The organism is Myxococcus faecalis (genome assembly GCF_050039385.1).
GTDB classification, from domain to species: Bacteria; Myxococcota; Myxococcia; order Myxococcales; family Myxococcaceae; genus Myxococcus; species Myxococcus fulvus.
On sequence record NZ_CP144336.1, the window covers coordinates 5,614,320 to 5,630,745 of the forward strand.

General features: G+C 68.9%; 11 protein-coding genes and 1 CRISPR repeat array (1 of these 12 running past the window's edge). Of the genes, 8 read left to right on the forward strand and 3 right to left on the reverse strand.

Going from position 1 to position 16,426, the window contains the following annotated elements; genetic code table 11:
- Positions 1 to 132: 132 nt before the first annotated feature.
- Positions 133 to 1,551, forward strand: a complete 1,419-nt coding sequence (locus VZQ01_RS22540; protein WP_408888811.1) for an MATE family efflux transporter — start codon at positions 133 to 135, stop codon at positions 1,549 to 1,551.
- 22 nt (positions 1,552 to 1,573) lie between these two features.
- On the opposite strand, the gene VZQ01_RS22545 is transcribed toward VZQ01_RS22540, so the two are convergent.
- The 3 genes from VZQ01_RS22545 to VZQ01_RS22555 form a co-directional block, all read right to left on the reverse strand.
- Complete coding sequence (locus tag VZQ01_RS22545; RefSeq protein ID WP_223751152.1) at positions 1,574 to 2,287, reverse strand: esterase family protein; 714 nt, start codon at positions 2,285 to 2,287, stop codon at positions 1,574 to 1,576.
- A gap of 118 nt (positions 2,288 to 2,405) precedes the next feature.
- A complete protein-coding gene (locus VZQ01_RS22550; RefSeq protein WP_223783911.1) occupies positions 2,406 to 3,914 on the reverse strand; it encodes an aldehyde dehydrogenase family protein in 1,509 nt (502 codons plus the stop codon).
- A 156-nt stretch (positions 3,915 to 4,070) separates the two neighbouring features.
- Entirely contained in the window at positions 4,071 to 5,555 is a 1,485-nt protein-coding gene (locus VZQ01_RS22555; RefSeq protein WP_426744424.1) for a glycosyltransferase family protein, read from the reverse strand.
- A gap of 248 nt (positions 5,556 to 5,803) precedes the next feature.
- On the opposite strand from VZQ01_RS22555, the gene cas3 reads away from it, so the two are divergent.
- From cas3 to cas2, 7 genes are read left to right on the forward strand one after another with little or no spacing between them, the layout of a single operon-like run.
- The gene (gene cas3 / locus VZQ01_RS22560) at positions 5,804 to 8,032 is read left to right on the forward strand and encodes a CRISPR-associated helicase Cas3' (protein WP_426744426.1); all 2,229 of its coding nucleotides are present in this window, start codon (positions 5,804 to 5,806) and stop codon (positions 8,030 to 8,032) included.
- Between the two features lie 21 nt (positions 8,033 to 8,053).
- Positions 8,054 to 8,704 (forward strand): type I-C CRISPR-associated protein Cas5c, encoded by a 651-nt coding sequence (gene cas5c, locus VZQ01_RS22565; RefSeq protein WP_426744428.1) that lies wholly within the window; start codon positions 8,054 to 8,056, stop codon positions 8,702 to 8,704.
- The gene (gene cas8c / locus VZQ01_RS22570; RefSeq protein WP_223751147.1) at positions 8,701 to 10,449 is read left to right on the forward strand and encodes a type I-C CRISPR-associated protein Cas8c/Csd1; all 1,749 of its coding nucleotides are present in this window, start codon (positions 8,701 to 8,703) and stop codon (positions 10,447 to 10,449) included. Before cas5c ends, cas8c begins: the two co-directional genes overlap by 4 nt.
- A gap of 39 nt (positions 10,450 to 10,488) precedes the next feature.
- Positions 10,489 to 11,403: a type I-C CRISPR-associated protein Cas7/Csd2 gene (cas7c, locus tag VZQ01_RS22575; RefSeq protein WP_223751146.1), complete on the forward strand. Its 915-nt coding sequence runs from the start codon at positions 10,489 to 10,491 to the stop codon at positions 11,401 to 11,403.
- Positions 11,400 to 12,059 carry a CRISPR-associated protein Cas4 gene (cas4, locus tag VZQ01_RS22580; protein ID WP_426744430.1) on the forward strand — a complete coding sequence of 220 codons (660 nt, stop codon included), beginning with the start codon at positions 11,400 to 11,402 and terminating at the stop codon, positions 12,057 to 12,059. Before cas7c ends, cas4 begins: the two co-directional genes overlap by 4 nt.
- Positions 12,056 to 13,084 carry a type I-C CRISPR-associated endonuclease Cas1c gene (gene cas1c, locus VZQ01_RS22585; RefSeq protein ID WP_426744432.1) on the forward strand — a complete coding sequence of 343 codons (1,029 nt, stop codon included), beginning with the start codon at positions 12,056 to 12,058 and terminating at the stop codon, positions 13,082 to 13,084. Before cas4 ends, cas1c begins: the two co-directional genes overlap by 4 nt.
- Positions 13,084 to 13,383: a CRISPR-associated endonuclease Cas2 gene (cas2, locus tag VZQ01_RS22590; RefSeq protein WP_141323483.1), complete on the forward strand. Its 300-nt coding sequence runs from the start codon at positions 13,084 to 13,086 to the stop codon at positions 13,381 to 13,383. The genes cas1c and cas2 overlap by 1 nt, the downstream gene beginning before the upstream one ends.
- A gap of 203 nt (positions 13,384 to 13,586) precedes the next feature.
- A CRISPR array of direct repeats spans positions 13,587 to 16,426; the repeat unit is 37 nt; unit sequence GTCGCTCCTCGTGACCGCGAGGAGCGTGGGTTGAAAC; it runs 5,156 nt beyond the window's last position.

Below are 16,426 nucleotides of genomic sequence, written 5' to 3' on the forward strand. Positions count from 1 at the left end.
GCCTCGGGACATGATGTGGGTCCCGGGGCCCCTTCGTTTCGTGGGCACCCCAGGAGTCAGGAGAGGGAGCGCGGGGGCGTCGCTCTCGGCTGGCGCATTCCATGGCGGAAGGCGCTATAGGCCGAGGCCGCCATGTCCACCGCCGTCGCACCCTCCTCGTCGTCGCCCCGGCCCGGCTCCCGTCGCGCCGCCATCCTGGCGGAGCTGCGCGCGCTCTCTCGCCTGGCCATCCCCATCGCGATTGCCCAGGGCGGCCAGTCGCTCATGGGACTGGTGGACACGCTGGTGGTGGGGCGGGCGGGCACGTCGGCGCTGGCCTCCGTGGGGCTGGGCAACGGCCTGTTCTTCGCCGTCAGCGGCTTCGGCATGGGGCTGATGATGGGGTTCGACCCGCTCCTGTCCCAGGCGGTGGGCGGGCGCGCCATGGCGAGGGCGCGGGGGCTGCTGTGGCAAGGCGGCTGGATGTCGCTGTTCGCCGGGCTGCTGCTGTTCTGCCTGCTGATGTTGTCGCCCCTGCTCCTGCCGCTCGCGGGCATCGGCGAGACGGAAATCGCGGGGGCCTGGGACTACCTGCTGTGGCGCGGGCCGAGCCTGCCGCTGATGCTGGCCTTCCTGACGATGCGCTCCTATCTCCAGTCCACCGCGTACACGCGGCCGCTGGTGGTGGCGACGGTGCTGGCGAACGTGCTGAACCTGGGCGCGGACATCCTGCTGGTGTTCGGCGGCGCGAACCTGCCCGGGTACCTCGGCCCCCTGCGGGCCGTGCCGGCGATGGGCGTGGCCGGGTCGGCGCTGGCCTCGACGCTGTGCACGATGTTGCAGCTGGGCGTGGTGGTGCTGGCCATCGCGAAGCTGCCCGCGCCGGAGGGCGAGCGGCCCGTGCGTCGGCCCGTGTGGAGCGACCTGGCCCAGGCGATCCGGGTGGGCGTGCCCATCGGCCTGCACATCGCCGCGGAGATTGGCGTCTTCGCGCTGGCGGGCGTGCTGTCGGCGGGGCTGGGACCCGCGAGCGTGGGGGCGCATCAAATCGCCATCGCGTACTCGAGCGTCACCTTCACGGTGGCCATGGGCATCGGCAACGCGGGGAGCGTGCGGGTGGGCTGGGCGGTGGGCGCACACGACACGCCCCGGGCGCGGCTCAGCGGCTTCATCGCCTTCGCGGGCGGCGCGGGCTTCATGGCGCTGGGGGCGCTGGCGTTCGCGCTCTTCCCCGGGGCCCTGGCCCGGCTGGCGGGCGCCCCCGAGGACGTGCTCCCGCTGGTGGTGCCCCTGCTGATGGTGAGCGCCATCTTCCAGGTGTTCGACGGGGTGCAGGGCGTGGGCGCGGGCGTGCTGCGCGGCGCGGGCGACACGCGCTTCACGTTCCTGGCGAACATGGTGGGGCACTACGCCATCGGCCTGCCGCTCACGCTGCTGCTGGGCTTCAAGCTGGGGCTGGGCGTGGTGGGCATCTGGTGGGGCCTGTGCGCGGGGCTCATCGCGGTGGCGCTGTCGCTGCTCTGGCGCTTCAACCGCATCAGCGCCGGCACGCTGCGCCCGCTCGAGTCGTGAGCGGGCGCGGCGTCCTCGCCGGCTACCAGGGCAGGTACTGCTGAATCATCTCCCGCCAGACGGGCCAGTCGTGGTTGCCGCCCTGCCAGATGGCGAGCTGGTTGCCGATGTCCTTCTTCCACAACAGGCTGGAGAGGTGCTCGTTGGAGGGGCGGCAGAAGTCGTGCTCGCCCACCGCCAGCACCATCTCCACGCGCTGGAGCGCGGCGAGCTGGCTGTTGTCGTGGACGTTGGGCAGCCACTGCGTGGCGGAGTGGAAGTAGACGTCGTTGTCCTGGTGGCCGTCGAGGAACTCGTCCGTCTCGAACTTGCCGCCCATGGAGATGAGCCGGCGGAAGACGTGCGGGTGGCGCAGGCCCACGTTGTACGTGTGGAAGCCGCCGAAGCTGCACCCGGCCAGGGTGAGGCGCCCGCCGGTGCTGCGGCTCATCAGCAGCGGCACCACCTCGTTGAGCAGGTATTGCTCCCACTCCTGGTGCCGGGCGATGCGGTCATGCGGGTGCACGGACGTGTTGAACCAGGACTCTTCGTCCACGGAGTCCGGGCACACGATGACGTAGCGGCCGGACTGGACGCGGTCGGCGATGGCGCCGATGAGGCCGAAGTCCTCGGCCTGGAAGAAGCGGCCGCGACTGGTGGGCAGCAGCAGCACGGGTTCTCCCGAGTGGCCGTAGAGCAGGAGCTCCATGTCCCGATGCAGGCGCGCGCTATGCCAGCGGTGGTATTCGCGGTTCATGGGGCGCGAGCTTAACCGCGCCGCGTCAAGGACGGGCAACGTCAGGTGCGTGTGGTCCTGACGGACCTCGCTTTCGCCGCGGCGGGTGTCGGGTGCTGGAAGGATGCCCCCGGGGAGTTCAGTCCGGCCAGTTCCCCTCGAGGGCATGGGGGCCTTCGGTGAAGGCGTGCACCAGGTGGGTGCCACCGACGAAGGCGCCGGCCCAGGAGCCGCCCTTGCCGCCGAAGGGCTCCTCGCGGTCTCCGCGCGAGCGCAGCCTGTTGATGCCGACCTTGAAGGCCTGCAGCTGGGAGGCGAGGCGCTCGGCGAGCTGTGGGTCATCGGTGGCCACGGAGGCGACGAGCGCGCCTTGGGAGACATTGGCTTCGCGGATGAGCTCCTCCTCGGAGTCCACGGACATGAGGACGTCGACGGGGCCGAAGGGCTCGCGCAGGTAGAGCTCGCTGTCGCGAGGCACGCCGAAGAGCAGGGTGGGGGCGATGTAGCTCCCGCGCGACTGGCCCGGGGTGAAGGCGTCATCGGCGAGCGTGCCCTCGTGCAGCACCGCGGCGCCGCGCTCGCGGGCGTCGTCGATGAGCGCGCGCAGCTCCGCCACCTTGCTGGCGGAGATGAGCGGGCCGAAGTCCACGTCGCCGCCGAGCAGTGGGTGGCCCACGCGCAGCGAGGACGCGGCGTCCACGTAGGCGCGCACGAACCGGGGGACGAGGGACTTCTCGACGACCCAGCGGGTGTAGGCGGTGCAGCGCTGCTTGCCGAAGTCGAAGCCCGCGCGAATCTGGCGGGAGAGGCCGTCCCAGTCGGTGAACCGGGTGATGGCGTAGGCGTTCACGCCCTCCATCTCCAGGGCGTAGCGCTTGTTCGTGTCGCGCAGGCGGCGGTGGACCTCGGCGCCGTTGGCGCGGCCGCCGATGAAGGCGACCCCGGCGATGAGCGGGTGGCCCACGAGGGCCTCGGAGAGGTCCTTGCCGCGACCGCCCGCGAGCGACACGGGCAGGCCCGCGCGGCGCATCAGCGCGAAGGCGAGGGTGAGCGAGACGCCGCCCCCTTGCGTGGGAATCTTCGCGATGACCGAGTTCCCCGCGAGCGTCTGCACGAGCACGTTGAGCAGCAGGACGGAGAAGGGATAGTTCCAGGAGGCGATGTTCGACACGAGGCCGAGCGGCGCGCGGGACTCGAGCATCGGGCCGATGTTCTCCAGGTACCACTCGAGGCCGGTGAGGCAGCGGTCCACGTCGTTGCTGGCCGTGGGCAGCGTCTTGCCGATGTCCCAGGCGAGGACGCGGACGAGCAGGTCCCGGTGGTCCTCGAGCGAGTCCAGCGCGTCGAGGACGGCGTGCATGCGCGCGTTGAGCGAGCGGGCGGACCAGGGGAGGAACTCGCCGGCGGCCTTCTCCACGGCCTGGACGGCCTGGGCTTGAGAGAGCAGCGGCAGTGACGCGAGCACCTGGCCGTCGATGGGCGAGCGCGCGTCGAACCACGCGGGCGGGTGGACCCAGGAGCCCGCGATGGGGGAGAGCAGACGGCCTTGGGCGTCGAAGGCCTCGGGGACGACTCGCCGGGCTTCGGCCAGCAGGCGGGAGCTTTCGAGGTGAAGCAGGGGCTCGCCAACGAGTTCAATCTGCGACATGGGTCTACCTCCTCGCGCGTCGGGATTCGCTGCGAAGAATCGAGGCCGCGTTCATGACGGGTCGCGGCATGGGCGAATATCGTCACGCGCGCGCAGGATGTCTGGGCAAGCGGGCGAGGCCCTGGGTGGACGGCTCCGCCGGGTGGGCGGGGGATGTCAGGGATTGCGACGCCAGAGCTCCGCGTCGCGGGTGAAGTGCTCGCGGACCCATTGCTCGCTGGTGTCGGAGAGCTGCCACTCGCCACGGCCGAGGAGGAGCAGGACGTCGCAACGTGGGAGCAGCTGGAGCGCGGTGCGTTGCGAGTGCGCGTCCTGGAAGGCGGCCTCCGCGTTGGGGAAGCGCGTGGGCGCCAAGAGCGCGTCGTTCAACATGAGGCCGTACGGGTCGACGAACGCGGGATTGCCGAGGGGCAGGCCGGGGAGTCTGTCGGCGGCGATGGCCCACGCGGGCTCGAAGGCGCAGAGCGCTGCATCCGTGGGGACGGTGGACCTGAGCGTCTCACCGAGCGGGAGGAGGAAGCGGTCCTTCTGTTTCGCGGCGCGGAGGACGCCGGGGAGGGTGGTGAGGATGAGGAGGGCGGTGACGGCGAGGGCGATTCGCTGGGTGCGCGCGCCGTGGAGTTGGCGAACGATGAAGTCCGCGCCGAGGCCCGTGAGGACGGCGGTGGTGGGGGCGAGGTGCGCGTTGTACTGGGACCAGTAGCTCTTGGAGGCGAGGAAGGTGGCGACGGTGAGGAGCCACGCGGCGCTGAAGAGGCGCTCGGTGACGGCGTCCTGCTGACGCGTGCGCGCGAGGGCCACGGTGACGCCGATGACGGTGACGAGGGTGAGGCCCAGGCGTCCGTCGACGAGGATGGAGAGCAGGCGACTGGTGAGGCTCGAGTCTCCGTCGGGAGGGCGCAGGAGCTGGAAGCGCAGCAGGCCCTGGAGCATCGCGTCCGGGGCGAGGAGGAAGAAGGGGCCGAGCCACACCAGGCCCACGCCCGCGGCGACGAGGATGACGCGGGCGACGCGCGAGCCTTCGCGTGACATGCCGCGAGCCCAGGCGACGGCGAGGACCCAGGCGCCCGCGGTCAGCTTGATGGCGCAGGCGGTGGCGAGCAGGGCTCCGGCGAGGAGGTCTCTTCGCTGTGTCTGTCTTTGCGTGGTGGAGGGGCGGAGCCAGACCCACGCGAGGGTGAGACAGGTGAGGTTGAGCAGGGGTTCGAGGAAGGGGCCACGCTCGGTGGACACGGCCTCGGGGTAGACGGCGTAGGCGAGCGCGGCGACGAGGCCCGCGCGAGTGCCCCAGCGATGCTGGGCGATGCGGCCGCTGAGCAGGGCGCTGAGTGCACCCGCGAGCGGCATGAGCCAGCGGACGACGGAGAAGGCGAGGGCGGGGCCGAGGCCGTGTGAGAGCGCGGCCACGGGGGAGAGCAGCACGGTGATGCCGGGCGGGTGGACGAAGAAGTAGTCGCGATAGGGCAACAGGCCCTGGGAGAGGAGCGCGGCGGCGCTGAAGTAGACACCCTCGTCATAGTCGACGGGATGGCCGAGCGCGCCGCCCCGGTGGAAGAAGCCCGCGATGCGCAGGAGCCACGCGCCGGCCGCGACGAGCAGCAGGGGCCACCAGGGCTGACGATGCGCGGGCTCGCGGTGCACTGGACGGCGCGTACCAGATGCCCCTGGGTGTGTCGAGGTGAACCCCGGCTCCCGGGCGCGGTTGACTCAGGGGACGTCTGGGGCGGTGACTGTCTTTATCGCGGGACCGTCCATACCCCCGGGGAGGTAGGGACGACCCTTCATGAAGCTGTCATAGCTCCCGGCGTGCGATGGAAACGCGCGTGGGTTTGTGTCATGGCTATGGACAGTGACAAGGGATTGGACCTGCGATGGCAGGTGGTGGGGGGATGATGTCTGGTGATGTGTCTTCGCGCGGGGTGACGGCGGAGCCGCTGGCTCACGTCACGGCGGAGGGTCGTCCGCATCTGCTCCGCGAGCACTTGATGGAGGTGGGGCGCTTGGCCGCGCTGTTCGCGGCGCGCGAGGACATGCGCGTGTTCTGTGAGCTGGCGGGACGCTGGCATGACCTGGGCAAGTACCGGCCTCATTTCCAGTCGCGCATCCGCAAGGAGAACGGCTTCGAGGCCCACCTGGAGGTGGGGAGCTCCTCGGACAAGGACCATGCGACGGCGGGCGCGCTGTGGGCCTTGCGCATGGAGCGGCGGCTGGGGCCCCTGGCGATGGCCATCGCGGGACACCACGGTGGACTGCGTGACGCGGAGAAGTTCCGGAGTCGCGTAGGAGACCCCGAGAAGCTGAAGCTCCTGGAGGAAGCGCTGACGGCGGGCGTTCCGGAAGACCTGCGTTCGCTGACGCCAGGGCTGGACTTCAGCTGGCTCGAGAAGCTCTCCAAGCACCGGCTCGAGTTCTGGACGCGGATGCTGTTCTCGTCCCTGTGCGACGCGGACTTCCTGGATACGGAGGCCTTCTACGACGCGTCCCGGGTCGAAGCGCGGCGCGTCGGCGCGACGTTGGAGCAGCTCGCGCGAGCGCTGCGGGCCTTCATGGACCAGAAGCAGAGCGGTGCGCCGGACACGCCGGTGAACCGGGTCCGACGCGAGGTGCTCTCGGCGGTGCTCGCGCGCGCGCCGAGTCCGCCGGGTGTCTTCAGCCTCACCGTGCCCACGGGCGGCGGCAAGACGCTGACCTCCATGGCGTTCGCGCTGGAGCATGCTCGGGCACGAGGGCTTCGGCGGGTCATCGTCGCCATCCCCTACACGTCCATCATCGAGCAGAGCTCGGGGGTGTATCGGGAGGCCTTTGGCGAGCTGGGGAGCGCCGTCATCGAGCACCACTCGTCCGTGGACCCCAAGCGGGAGACGGCGCTCAACCGCGTGGCCAGCGAGAACTGGGACGCGCCGGTCATCGTCACCACCACGGTGCAGCTGTTGGAGAGCCTGTTCGCCTGTCGGACCTCGGCGTGCCGCAAGCTGCACAACATCGCCGGGAGCGTCATCGTATTGGACGAGGCGCAGACGCTGCCTCCCGCGCTGCTGACCACCATCCTGGACGGGTTGAAGACGCTGGTGGAGGACTACGGCTGCTCGGTGGTCATCTGCACCGCGACCCAGCCCGCGCTGGGCATGCGTCCTGGGTTTCCCGAGGGCTTTTTCTCGGTCCAGGAGCTGGTGCCGCCGGAGCTGAACGCCTTCGAGCGGCTGCGCCGCGTGACGGTGCGCTGGCCCGAGAGCCGCGAGCCCATGTCCTATGAGGCGCTGGCCGAGGCCGTGGCCGGCGAGCGCGATGTGCTCGCGGTGGTCCACCGTCGGGATGACGCGCGCGAGCTGTGCGCGTTGGTGGACGCGCGTGTCGGTGAGGGGACGACGCTGCACCTGTCCGCGCTGATGTGCCCGGAGCATCGCTCCAGGGTGCTGGCGGACATCCAGAAGCGGAAGCGGCGCGGGGAACCGGTGCGACTGGTGGCGACGCAGTTGGTCGAGGCCGGCGTGGACCTGGACTTCGCCGTCGTCTACCGGAGCCTGGCGGGGCTGGACTCGCTGGCTCAGGCGGCGGGGCGCTGCAATCGCGAGGGTCGGCTGGAGACGCTCGGCGAGCTCCGTGTGTACGAGGCGAAGACGCAGCCGCCCCCCGGCGTGCCGCAGGCGGCGCTGGCGGTGACCCGGACGCTGCTGGCGCAGGACCCCGCGCTGGACCTGTTCTCACCCGACAGCTTCCGGCGGTACTTCGAGCGGCTCTACGCGAACGCGGCTCGGGATGGGAAGGGCATCCAGGAGGCTCGGGCGGCGCTCAAGTACGAGGAGGTCTCCGCGAAGTTCCGGCTCGTGGAGGACGACTGGAGCGCGCCCGTGGTGGTGCCCTTCGAGGGCTGTGAGGCGGTGCTCGACGAGGTGCGGCGACTGGGGCCCTCGCGTGAGCGGCTGCGGGCCTTGCAGCGCTTCACGGTGACGGTGCCGCGCAAGCTCCGCGAGGTCTGGGTGGAGCGGGAGCTGGCGGGCGTCGCGGCGGAGACGGTGGTGTTCCTCGGGCCCCAGCATCGGTCCGCCTACGACGAGACCTTCGGGCTGCTGCGCGACCGGGTGGGCGTGCTCGACCCGGCCTTCCTCATTCCCGGCTGACGAACTTCAGGAGGTGTGTGGATGAAGACGAGCAAGCGGTTTCGCGTGCGGGCCCGAGGGCCCGTGGCCTGCTTCACCCGCCCGGAGATGAAGGCCGAGCGGGTGAGCTACGAGGTGATGACACCCTCGGCGGCGAGGGGTGTCTTGGAGGCCATCCTCTGGAAGCCGGCCATCCGCTGGCAGGTCCACGAGATCGCCGTCCTCGCGCCCGTGCGGTGGACGAGCTTCCGCCGCAACGAGGTGAACAGCCGCGCGGTGGTGGGGAAGCTCGACTACGCGGCGGACGAGGACCGCGCGCAGCGCAACACGGTGGCGCTGCGGGACGTGGACTACGCCATCACCGCGTCGTTCTCGCTCGTGGCGGGCAAGGCGGGTCCCGAGGACAACGTCCGCAAGTTCGAGGAGATGTTCGAGCGGCGGCTGGAGAAGGGACAGTTCTTCCACGCGCCGTACCTGGGCTGCCGCGAGTTCGCCGCGCGCGTGGAGCCGATGGTGGAGGACGTCCGGCCCGTGGACCTGGAGGTCGAGCGCAGACCACTGGGGCTCGTGTTCTACGACTTCGAGTTCGGTGAAGCGACGCGCCCGCTGTTCTTCGAGGCGTACCTGGACCGGGGCGTGCTCCACGTGCCGGGCCGGGACGAAGTGCTCAAGCAGAACGGAGGCCAGCCATGATGCTCACGGCGCTCAACGACTTCGCGCGCGAGCGCGGGCTGGTGGACGACCCGCTCTACGAGACGAAGCCCGTGGACTTCCTCATCCGCCTGAGCGCGAAGGGGAAGCTGCTGGGACTGGAGCCCACGCAGGACGAGAAGGGACGGGGCAAGCCCCTGTCGATTCCGAGACTGCCAACGCGCGCCGTGAACATCGCCGCGGGCTTCCTGGCGGACAACACCAAGTACGTCCTGGGCCATGACCCCGAGGCCCGGGAGGGCAAGGCCGACAAGGGGGCGCCACGGCTGGCTGCCTTCGTGAAGCTGGTGAAGGAGGCGGCGGCGGACACGAAGGTGCCCGAGCTGCGCGCCGTGGAGAAGTTCCTCGAGGACGACGCGGCGCGCGCGAAGGTCGTCGAGGAGCGCGCGGCGGATGAGTGGACGGGCTCGGAGTTGTTCGCCTTCGTCGTGGGCGATTCGCTCGACCCCGTGCACCAGCTCCCCGAGGTCCGTGCATGGTGGGAGAAGCGGAGCGCGCACGCCGCCGCCCAGGGCAAGGTCGGTCTGTGTCTGGTGACCGGTACCGTGGGCGTGGTGGCGCGGACCCATCCGAAGTTGAAGAACATCCCAGAGGCCCAGGGTGCGGGGGCGGCCCTGGTGTCGTTCAACGCGGACGCCTTCGAGTCGCATGGGATGGAGCAGGGAGACAACGCACCCGTCTCGCAGCAGGCCGCGCTCGGGTACGTGCTCGCGCTCAACGACCTGCTCCGCAAGTCGGAGACCCGCCGGTTCCGACAAGGCATCCAGCTGGGGGATGGCTCGGTGTTGGTGTTCTGGACCAACAGCACCGCCGAGCAGGAGAGCCAGCTGCTGGCCCTGCTCGACCCCACGGAGGAAGACCTGCGGCGCTTGCTGGAGGCGCCGCTCATCGGGCTGGAGCCTGGAGCGCTGGATGCGAGGCGCTTCTATGCCGTCACCCTCGCTGGCAACTCCGGCCGTGTCGCCGTGCGCGACTGGTTCCAGACCAGCGTCGGTGAGGTGAAGGAGAGCCTTCGCCGGTACTTCGCGGATCTGCGGCTGGGCGCGGTGGCACAGGACAAGCCCACGCCCATCTGGCGCCTGCTCAAGGCCGTCGAGGCCCCGTCTGGACGCGGGCTGAGTCCCGACGTCGCGACGCGGATGCTGGGCGCGGCGTTGAGGGGACAGCCCTTCCCGCGACAGCTGCTCTCAGCGGCGTTGGACCGTCTGCGGCTTCCCCCCTCGGACGACAAGCTCGAGCGCGAGCAGCTCCGCCTCCGCGTCGCGCTCATCAAGGCCACCCTCATCCGGCTTCCCCGCAGTGGACCCACTTCCCTGGAGGTCTCCGTGTCATTGGACAAAAGCAACACGTCCCAGTCGTATGTCCTCGGTCGGCTCTTCGCCGTGCTGGAGCGCCTGCAGGGCGCGGCGCTGGGCGACATCAACGCCAGCATTCGTGATCGATATTTCGGTGCGGCCTCGCGCAACCCCGTCACCGTCTTCCCCCGGTTGCTCCAGCTCTCCGTGCACCACGCCTCGAAGGCGGAGGCTGGCGGCTGGTTGGAGAAGAAGAAGGGCGAGGTGATGGCGCTGCTGCCCTCGGAGAATCCCTTCCCGCCCGTGCTCTCGCTCGAGAACCAGGGGCTCTTCGCGGTGGGCTATTACCACCAGCGCGAGGATTTCTTCACGAAGCGCCCGCAGGCCGAAGGCAAGGCCGCGAAGGACGCTTCCTCCAAGTCTGACGACTGACCACCGCTTCCACGATTCCCATACGAGAGAGAGAACGCCATGTCCGAGCTCAAGAACCGCCACGACTTCGTCCTGCTGTTCGACGTCCAGGATGGCAACCCCAACGGAGACCCCGACGCGGGGAACCTGCCGCGCATCGACCCGGAGACGGGAGACGGCCTGGTCACGGATGTCAGCCTCAAGCGCAAGGTGCGCAACTTCATCCTGCTCACTCAGGAGAAGAAGCCCGGGTTCGACATCTTCGTGAAGGAGAAGGCCGTCCTGAACTCCACCATCGCCCAGGCCTACAAGGACCTGGGCGTCGACCTGAACGAGAAGCCCAAGAGCGACAAGGATGGCAAGAAGCGCAACACCAAGGGCGAGGCCCAGGGCTCCGAGGTGGACCAGGGCCGTGCGTGGATGTGCAAGACGTTCTTCGACGTGCGGACGTTCGGCGCCGTCATGTCCACGGGCGCCAACGCGGGACAGGTCCGCGGGCCGGTGCAGCTCACGTTCGCCCGCTCCGTGACGCCCATCGTCTCGCTGGAGCACTCCATCACCCGCATGGCCGTGGCCACCGAGGCGGAGGCGGAGAAGCAGGGCGGCGACAACCGCACCATGGGGCGGAAGAACACGGTGCCGTATGGGCTCTACCGCGCGCATGGCTTCGTCTCGCCGCACCTGGCGAAGCAGACGGGCTTCAGCTCGGGCGACCTGGACCTGCTGTTCAAGGCCTTCCTGAACATGTTCGAGCTGGACCGCAGCGCGGCGCGCGGCCTGATGTCCATGCGCAAGGTCATCGTGTTCAAGCACGGCTCGGAGCTGGGCAATGCGCCCGCGCACGCGCTGTTCGACCGGGTGCAGGTGACGCCCGTGAACGGGGAGAAGCCCGCGCGCTCGTTCAAGGACTACACGGTGAAGGTGGACACCGCGAAGCTGCCGCAGGGCATCGAGGTGATGGAACTGGCGGGATGACCTCCGCTCGCGAGACGTGGGTGGCGCTGTCCGCCTTGCAGCACCTGTTGTTCTGTGAGCGGCAGGCGGCGCTCATCCACGTGGAGCAGCTCTGGCGGGAGGATGTGCGCACCGCGACGGGGCGGCTGCTCCATGAGCGGGTGGACCTGCCCGGGCATGATGCTCGGCCCGGGCGGCGCGTGGAGCGCGCGGTGCGGCTGGGGTGTGAGCGGCTGCGATTGGTGGGGCGCGCGGACCTGGTGGAGTACCACCCGGAGGCCTCGAGCCCCACCGGGTGGCGGCCGTATCCCGTGGAGGTGAAGCGGGCGAAGCGCAAGTCACTCGAGGCGGACTGTGTGCAGCTCTGTGCGCAGGCGCTGTGCCTGGAGGAGATGCACGGTGTCCCTGTTCCCGAGGGCGCGCTGTTCCATGGCGCGCAGCATCGGCGGCAGGTGATTGTGCTGGATGCGCGGCTGCGGGCCCGGACGGAGGAGGCGGTGGCTCGGATGCATGAGCTGCTGGCGCGGGGGAGCGTGCCCGTGGTGGCGAGGGCTCCGAAGTGTGAGTCGTGCTCGCTGGAGCCGCTGTGCCTGCCGCACGTCACGGCGGGACAGCGGCGTGCCTCCGAGCATCTGCGGCGCATGGTGGAGCTCGTGGACCTGGAGGAGGTGTCGTGACCACCGCGCTCAATACGCTGTTCATCACCGTGGAGGGCACCCGCCTGAACAAGGAGGGGGAGCGGGTGGTGGTGACGGTCCAGGGCGAGAAGAAGGCGGAGGTGCCGCTGCGGCACCTGCGCTCGGTGGTGTGCCTGGCGCGGGCGTGGATGACGCCGGAGCTGTTGGAGAGCTGTGTCGAGGCGGGCATCCACGTGTCCTTCTTCGGGATGACGGGGCGCTTCCTGGCGCGCGTCGAGGGGCTTCCGGGGGGAAATGTGCTGCTGCGCCGCGAGCAGTATCGCGCGGCGGATGATGGGGGGAGGACGTTGGCCATCGCTCGGGCGATGGTGGTGGGGAAGGTGAGCAACGCGCGGCAGTTTCTCCTGCATGCGAAGCGGGACGCGGCGGCGGAGCAGGCGCAGCCGTTGGAGGAGGCGGCGCGGAAGCTCGCCGAGCACTTGCGTGCGGTGGGGCGAGCGGAGGAACTGGCGCAGGTGCGCGGGCTGGAGGGCATCGCGGCCCGGGACTACTTCGAGGTGTTCCCGTGCCTGCTCAAGGGCGGGGCGCGACGGTTCGGGTTCGATGGGCGCAACCGGCGGCCTCCGAGGGACCCGCTGAATGCGCTGCTGTCGTTTGGTTATGCGCTGCTGGCGCAGGACTGCGCGGGGGCGCTGGCGGGAGTGGGGTTGGACCCGGCGGTGGGGTTTCTTCATGAGGACCGGCCCGGGCGGCTGTCGCTGGCGTTGGACTTGATGGAGGAGCTGCGTGCGCCCGTGGTGGACCGGCTGGTGTTCTCGCTGGTGAACCGTGGGCAGCTCAAGCCGGAGGACTTCAAGGAGGAGGCCGCGGGTGCGGTGATGCTGCGGGACGAGGCGCGCAAGGCGTTCCTCGTGGCGTACCAGGCGGCGAAGCAGGTGGAAGTGCAGCATGTCTTCCTGGGGCAGCAGACGAGCTGGGGGCTGGTGCCGCACCTGCAGGCGTTGTTGCTGGCGAGGACCCTTCGAGGGGAGCTGGACGGATATCCTCCGTTCGCGGTGCGCTGATGCGGAAGGTCACCGTGCTCGTCTGCTACGACGTTCAGGTGAGTGACCCGACGGGCCCCAAGCGGCTCCGGCGGATGGCTCGGATGTGCAAGGACCATGGGGTCCGGGTGCAGTACTCGGTGTTCGAGTGCGTGCTGGAGCCGAAGGACTGGGTCGTGCTGCGCGCACGGCTGCTCTCGGAGATGGATGCGGAGAGCGACAGTCTGCGGTTCTACTTCTTGAGCGAGGATGTCGCTCGGAAGACGGAGCACCATGGCACGCGGGTTCCATTGGATGTCGAGGGGCCGCTCATCCTGTAAGCGGCTTGCCTGCCCTGACTGGGGCGCGCGAACCTGTCCCGGTGCGTGCTTCGTCGGAGGTTCGCGCTCTTTGAAATCTCCAATAGTCGTAGGGAGTTACGCGGAGGTGACGAGGCACGCGGACTGGATGGACGGGCCTGTGGACCCAGGTTCGCGCGGACCGGCCGGATTCCCGAGTGATTGTGGTAGTTTGGACGGGCAGGGTCGCTCCTCGTGACCGCGAGGAGCGTGGGTTGAAACATGAGGGGACGGCCGAAGACGAGGTGCTGCACGTCCGTCGCTCCTCGTGACCGCGAGGAGCGTGGGTTGAAACAGGCTGGCGACGACGGAAGCGCTTCCCGACCCAAGTCGCTCCTCGTGACCGCGAGGAGCGTGGGTTGAAACGTGGTGCTCATGCCCACCCGGTCCGCGACGATGCGTCGCTCCTCGTGACCGGGAGGAGCGTGGGTTGAAACTCGAACTTGATGGCCATCACTTCGCTCCTTTCACTGTCGCTCCTCGTGACCGGGAGGAGCGTGGGTTGAAACGTGGGACTGGAGAATTCGCCGCGCACGTACCACGTCGCTCCTCGTGACCGGGAGGAGCGTGGGTTGAAACTTTTGGCCTCTACAGCGCCCTATTCCACGGAGTCGCAGTGTCGCTCCTCGTGACCGGGAGGAGCGTGGGTTGAAACCGCTGTCGCCTCAGAAGGCGTCCGGACTCCACAGTCGCTCCTCGTGACCGGGAGGAGCGTGGGTTGAAACACCGTTCCGGCCGCCGAGTAGAACTCAATCTCCGGTCGCTCCTCGTGACCGGGAGGAGCGTGGGTTGAAACCTGGCTGGCTCTGCCTTGTCGCGATGCGCCGGTTTGTCGCTCCTCGTGACCGGGAGGAGCGTGGGTTGAAACTACCTGGTGCAGTCCAACCCTTCACCGGAGTCAGTCGCTCCTCGTGACCGGGAGGAGCGTGGGTTGAAACACGTTCAAGGGCGAGGCGGACAGCGACATGGTGGGTCGCTCCTCGTGACCGGGAGGAGCGTGGGTTGAAACAAGGAGTACAGCGGCGGTGACGTGTACGCGGCGCGGTGTCGCTCCTCGTGACCGGGAGGAGCGTGGGTTGAAACGAGAGGAAACCGAGGCCCGCGCCGAACTCGCGGGTGTCGCTCCTCGTGACCGGGAGGAGCGTGGGTTGAAACCCCATCATCATCAACCTGACCGCCAGGGTCGGGGTGTCGCTCCTCGTGACCGGGAGGAGCGTGGGTTGAAACACGTCGTCACCTGCGCACGCGGCTGACGGCAGCGAGTCGCTCCTCGTGACCGGGAGGAGCGTGGGTTGAAACAAGACGAACGTGAACAGCAGCGGCGGTGTCATCGTGTCGCTCCTCGTGACCGGGAGGAGCGTGGGTTGAAACATCGCGCTGCGGCCACGAATCCCGGCGATGGCGTCGCTCCTCGTGACCGGGAGGAGCGTGGGTTGAAACGCATGGAGGAGCGCCTCAAGACGCTGGGCGAGTCGCTCCTCGTGACCGGGAGGAGCGTGGGTTGAAACCAGTCGTCCACCTCCTGCTGGGCGGCGTCGCGCTGTCGCTCCTCGTGACCGGGAGGAGCGTGGGTTGAAACGCAGTATCAACGCACATCCGCTCAAGCGCCTGCGTCGCTCCTCGTGACCGCGAGGAGCGTGGGTTGAAACCTTGAGGCGCAGGATGCCGAGCGCGAGATTGAAGTCGCTCCTCGTGACCGCGAGGAGCGTGGGTTGAAACTTTGAAGAGTGGTCGCGACGACTGTTCCCCGACAGTCGCTCCTCGTGACCGCGAGGAGCGTGGGTTGAAACTCAATCGACCTCGTTGACTTGCGCTCGAAGATGTGTCGCTCCTCGTGACCGCGAGGAGCGTGGGTTGAAACACCAGCGCTTCGCCCGAGTCCGAGGTGGATGGGTAGTCGCTCCTCGTGACCGCGAGGAGCGTGGGTTGAAACACCTTGCGCATGGGCACTCCGTGCGAGCACTTCGTCGCTCCTCGTGACCGCGAGGAGCGTGGGTTGAAACGCGCAGACGGGCGTCAAATCCGTCCTCTTCTCGCTGGTCGCTCCTCGTGACCGCGAGGAGCGTGGGTTGAAACCCTTCTTTCATCGCTGGCGGCATGTCGCGCGGCTGTCGCTCCTCGTGACCGCGAGGAGCGTGGGTTGAAACAACGCCGTAACTGGCGCGCTACCATGAGTGACGAGGTCGCTCCTCGTGACCGCGAGGAGCGTGGGTTGAAACCAGTACCAACCGCACGCGCACCGTGGCGCTCTGGTCGCTCCTCGTGACCGCGAGGAGCGTGGGTTGAAACCTTCGTTTGGCGGCGGTGGCATGGGCGGCGGACTCGCGCAGTCGCTCCTCGTGACCGCGAGGAGCGTGGGTTGAAACATGGTGGGGTGCCTCCGGTGATGCGGGGTGAGGTCGCTCCTCGTGACCGCGAGGAGCGTGGGTTGAAACCCACGGCCTGTCCACCTCGCTGGTCGCCACCAGGTCGCTCCTCGTGACCGCGAGGAGCGTGGGTTGAAACCTCTCCGCATTCCGACGCGCGCGGGCGCGCTCCAGTCGCTCCTCGTGACCGCGAGGAGCGTGGGTTGAAACCCCGTGGTGGACGTCTCGGGCCACGAGGCCGAGCGTCGCTCCTCGTGACCGCGAGGAGCGTGGGTTGAAACCATCCACATAGAGGCGCGGGTGGATTTGCGCCTTCGTCGCTCCTCGTGACCGCGAGGAGCGTGGGTTGAAACCTCCGCGCCCCTCAGTACGACGTGCCTATCAAAGTCGCTCCTCGTGACCGCGAGGAGCGTGGGTTGAAACAGAGCGGTGGCGAAGACTCGAACGAGCCTGAACAGGGTCGCTCCTCGTGACCGCGAGGAGCGTGGGTTGAAACGCTACCTCCAGCACCATCCCGCGCAGCTCTCGGGTCGCTCCTCGTGACCGCGAGGAGCGTGGGTTGAAACCGGACTGGGAGTTTCGAGGCCATGCGCCCAGACTAGGTCGCTCCTCGTGACCGCGAGGAGCGTGGGTTGAAACCATCAACGAGTCGCGAATCC

Excerpts from the sequence above, each read along its gene's own strand:
- cas7c (WP_223751146.1), top strand. The coding sequence starts at position 10,489 with ATGTCCGAGCTCAAGAACCGCCACGACTTCGTCCTGCTGTTCGACGTC.
- cas3 (WP_426744426.1), top strand. The coding sequence starts at position 5,804 with ATGATGTCTGGTGATGTGTCTTCGCGCGGGGTGACGGCGGAGCCGCTG.
- VZQ01_RS22540 (WP_408888811.1), top strand. The coding sequence starts at position 133 with ATGTCCACCGCCGTCGCACCCTCCTCGTCGTCGCCCCGGCCCGGCTCC.
- cas8c (WP_223751147.1), top strand. The coding sequence starts at position 8,701 with ATGATGCTCACGGCGCTCAACGACTTCGCGCGCGAGCGCGGGCTGGTG.
- cas4 (WP_426744430.1), top strand. The coding sequence starts at position 11,400 with ATGACCTCCGCTCGCGAGACGTGGGTGGCGCTGTCCGCCTTGCAGCAC.
- cas2 (WP_141323483.1), top strand. The coding sequence starts at position 13,084 with ATGCGGAAGGTCACCGTGCTCGTCTGCTACGACGTTCAGGTGAGTGAC.
- VZQ01_RS22550 (WP_223783911.1), bottom strand. The coding sequence starts at position 3,914 with ATGTCGCAGATTGAACTCGTTGGCGAGCCCCTGCTTCACCTCGAAAGC.
- cas5c (WP_426744428.1), top strand. The coding sequence starts at position 8,054 with ATGAAGACGAGCAAGCGGTTTCGCGTGCGGGCCCGAGGGCCCGTGGCC.
- VZQ01_RS22545 (WP_223751152.1), bottom strand. The coding sequence starts at position 2,287 with ATGAACCGCGAATACCACCGCTGGCATAGCGCGCGCCTGCATCGGGAC.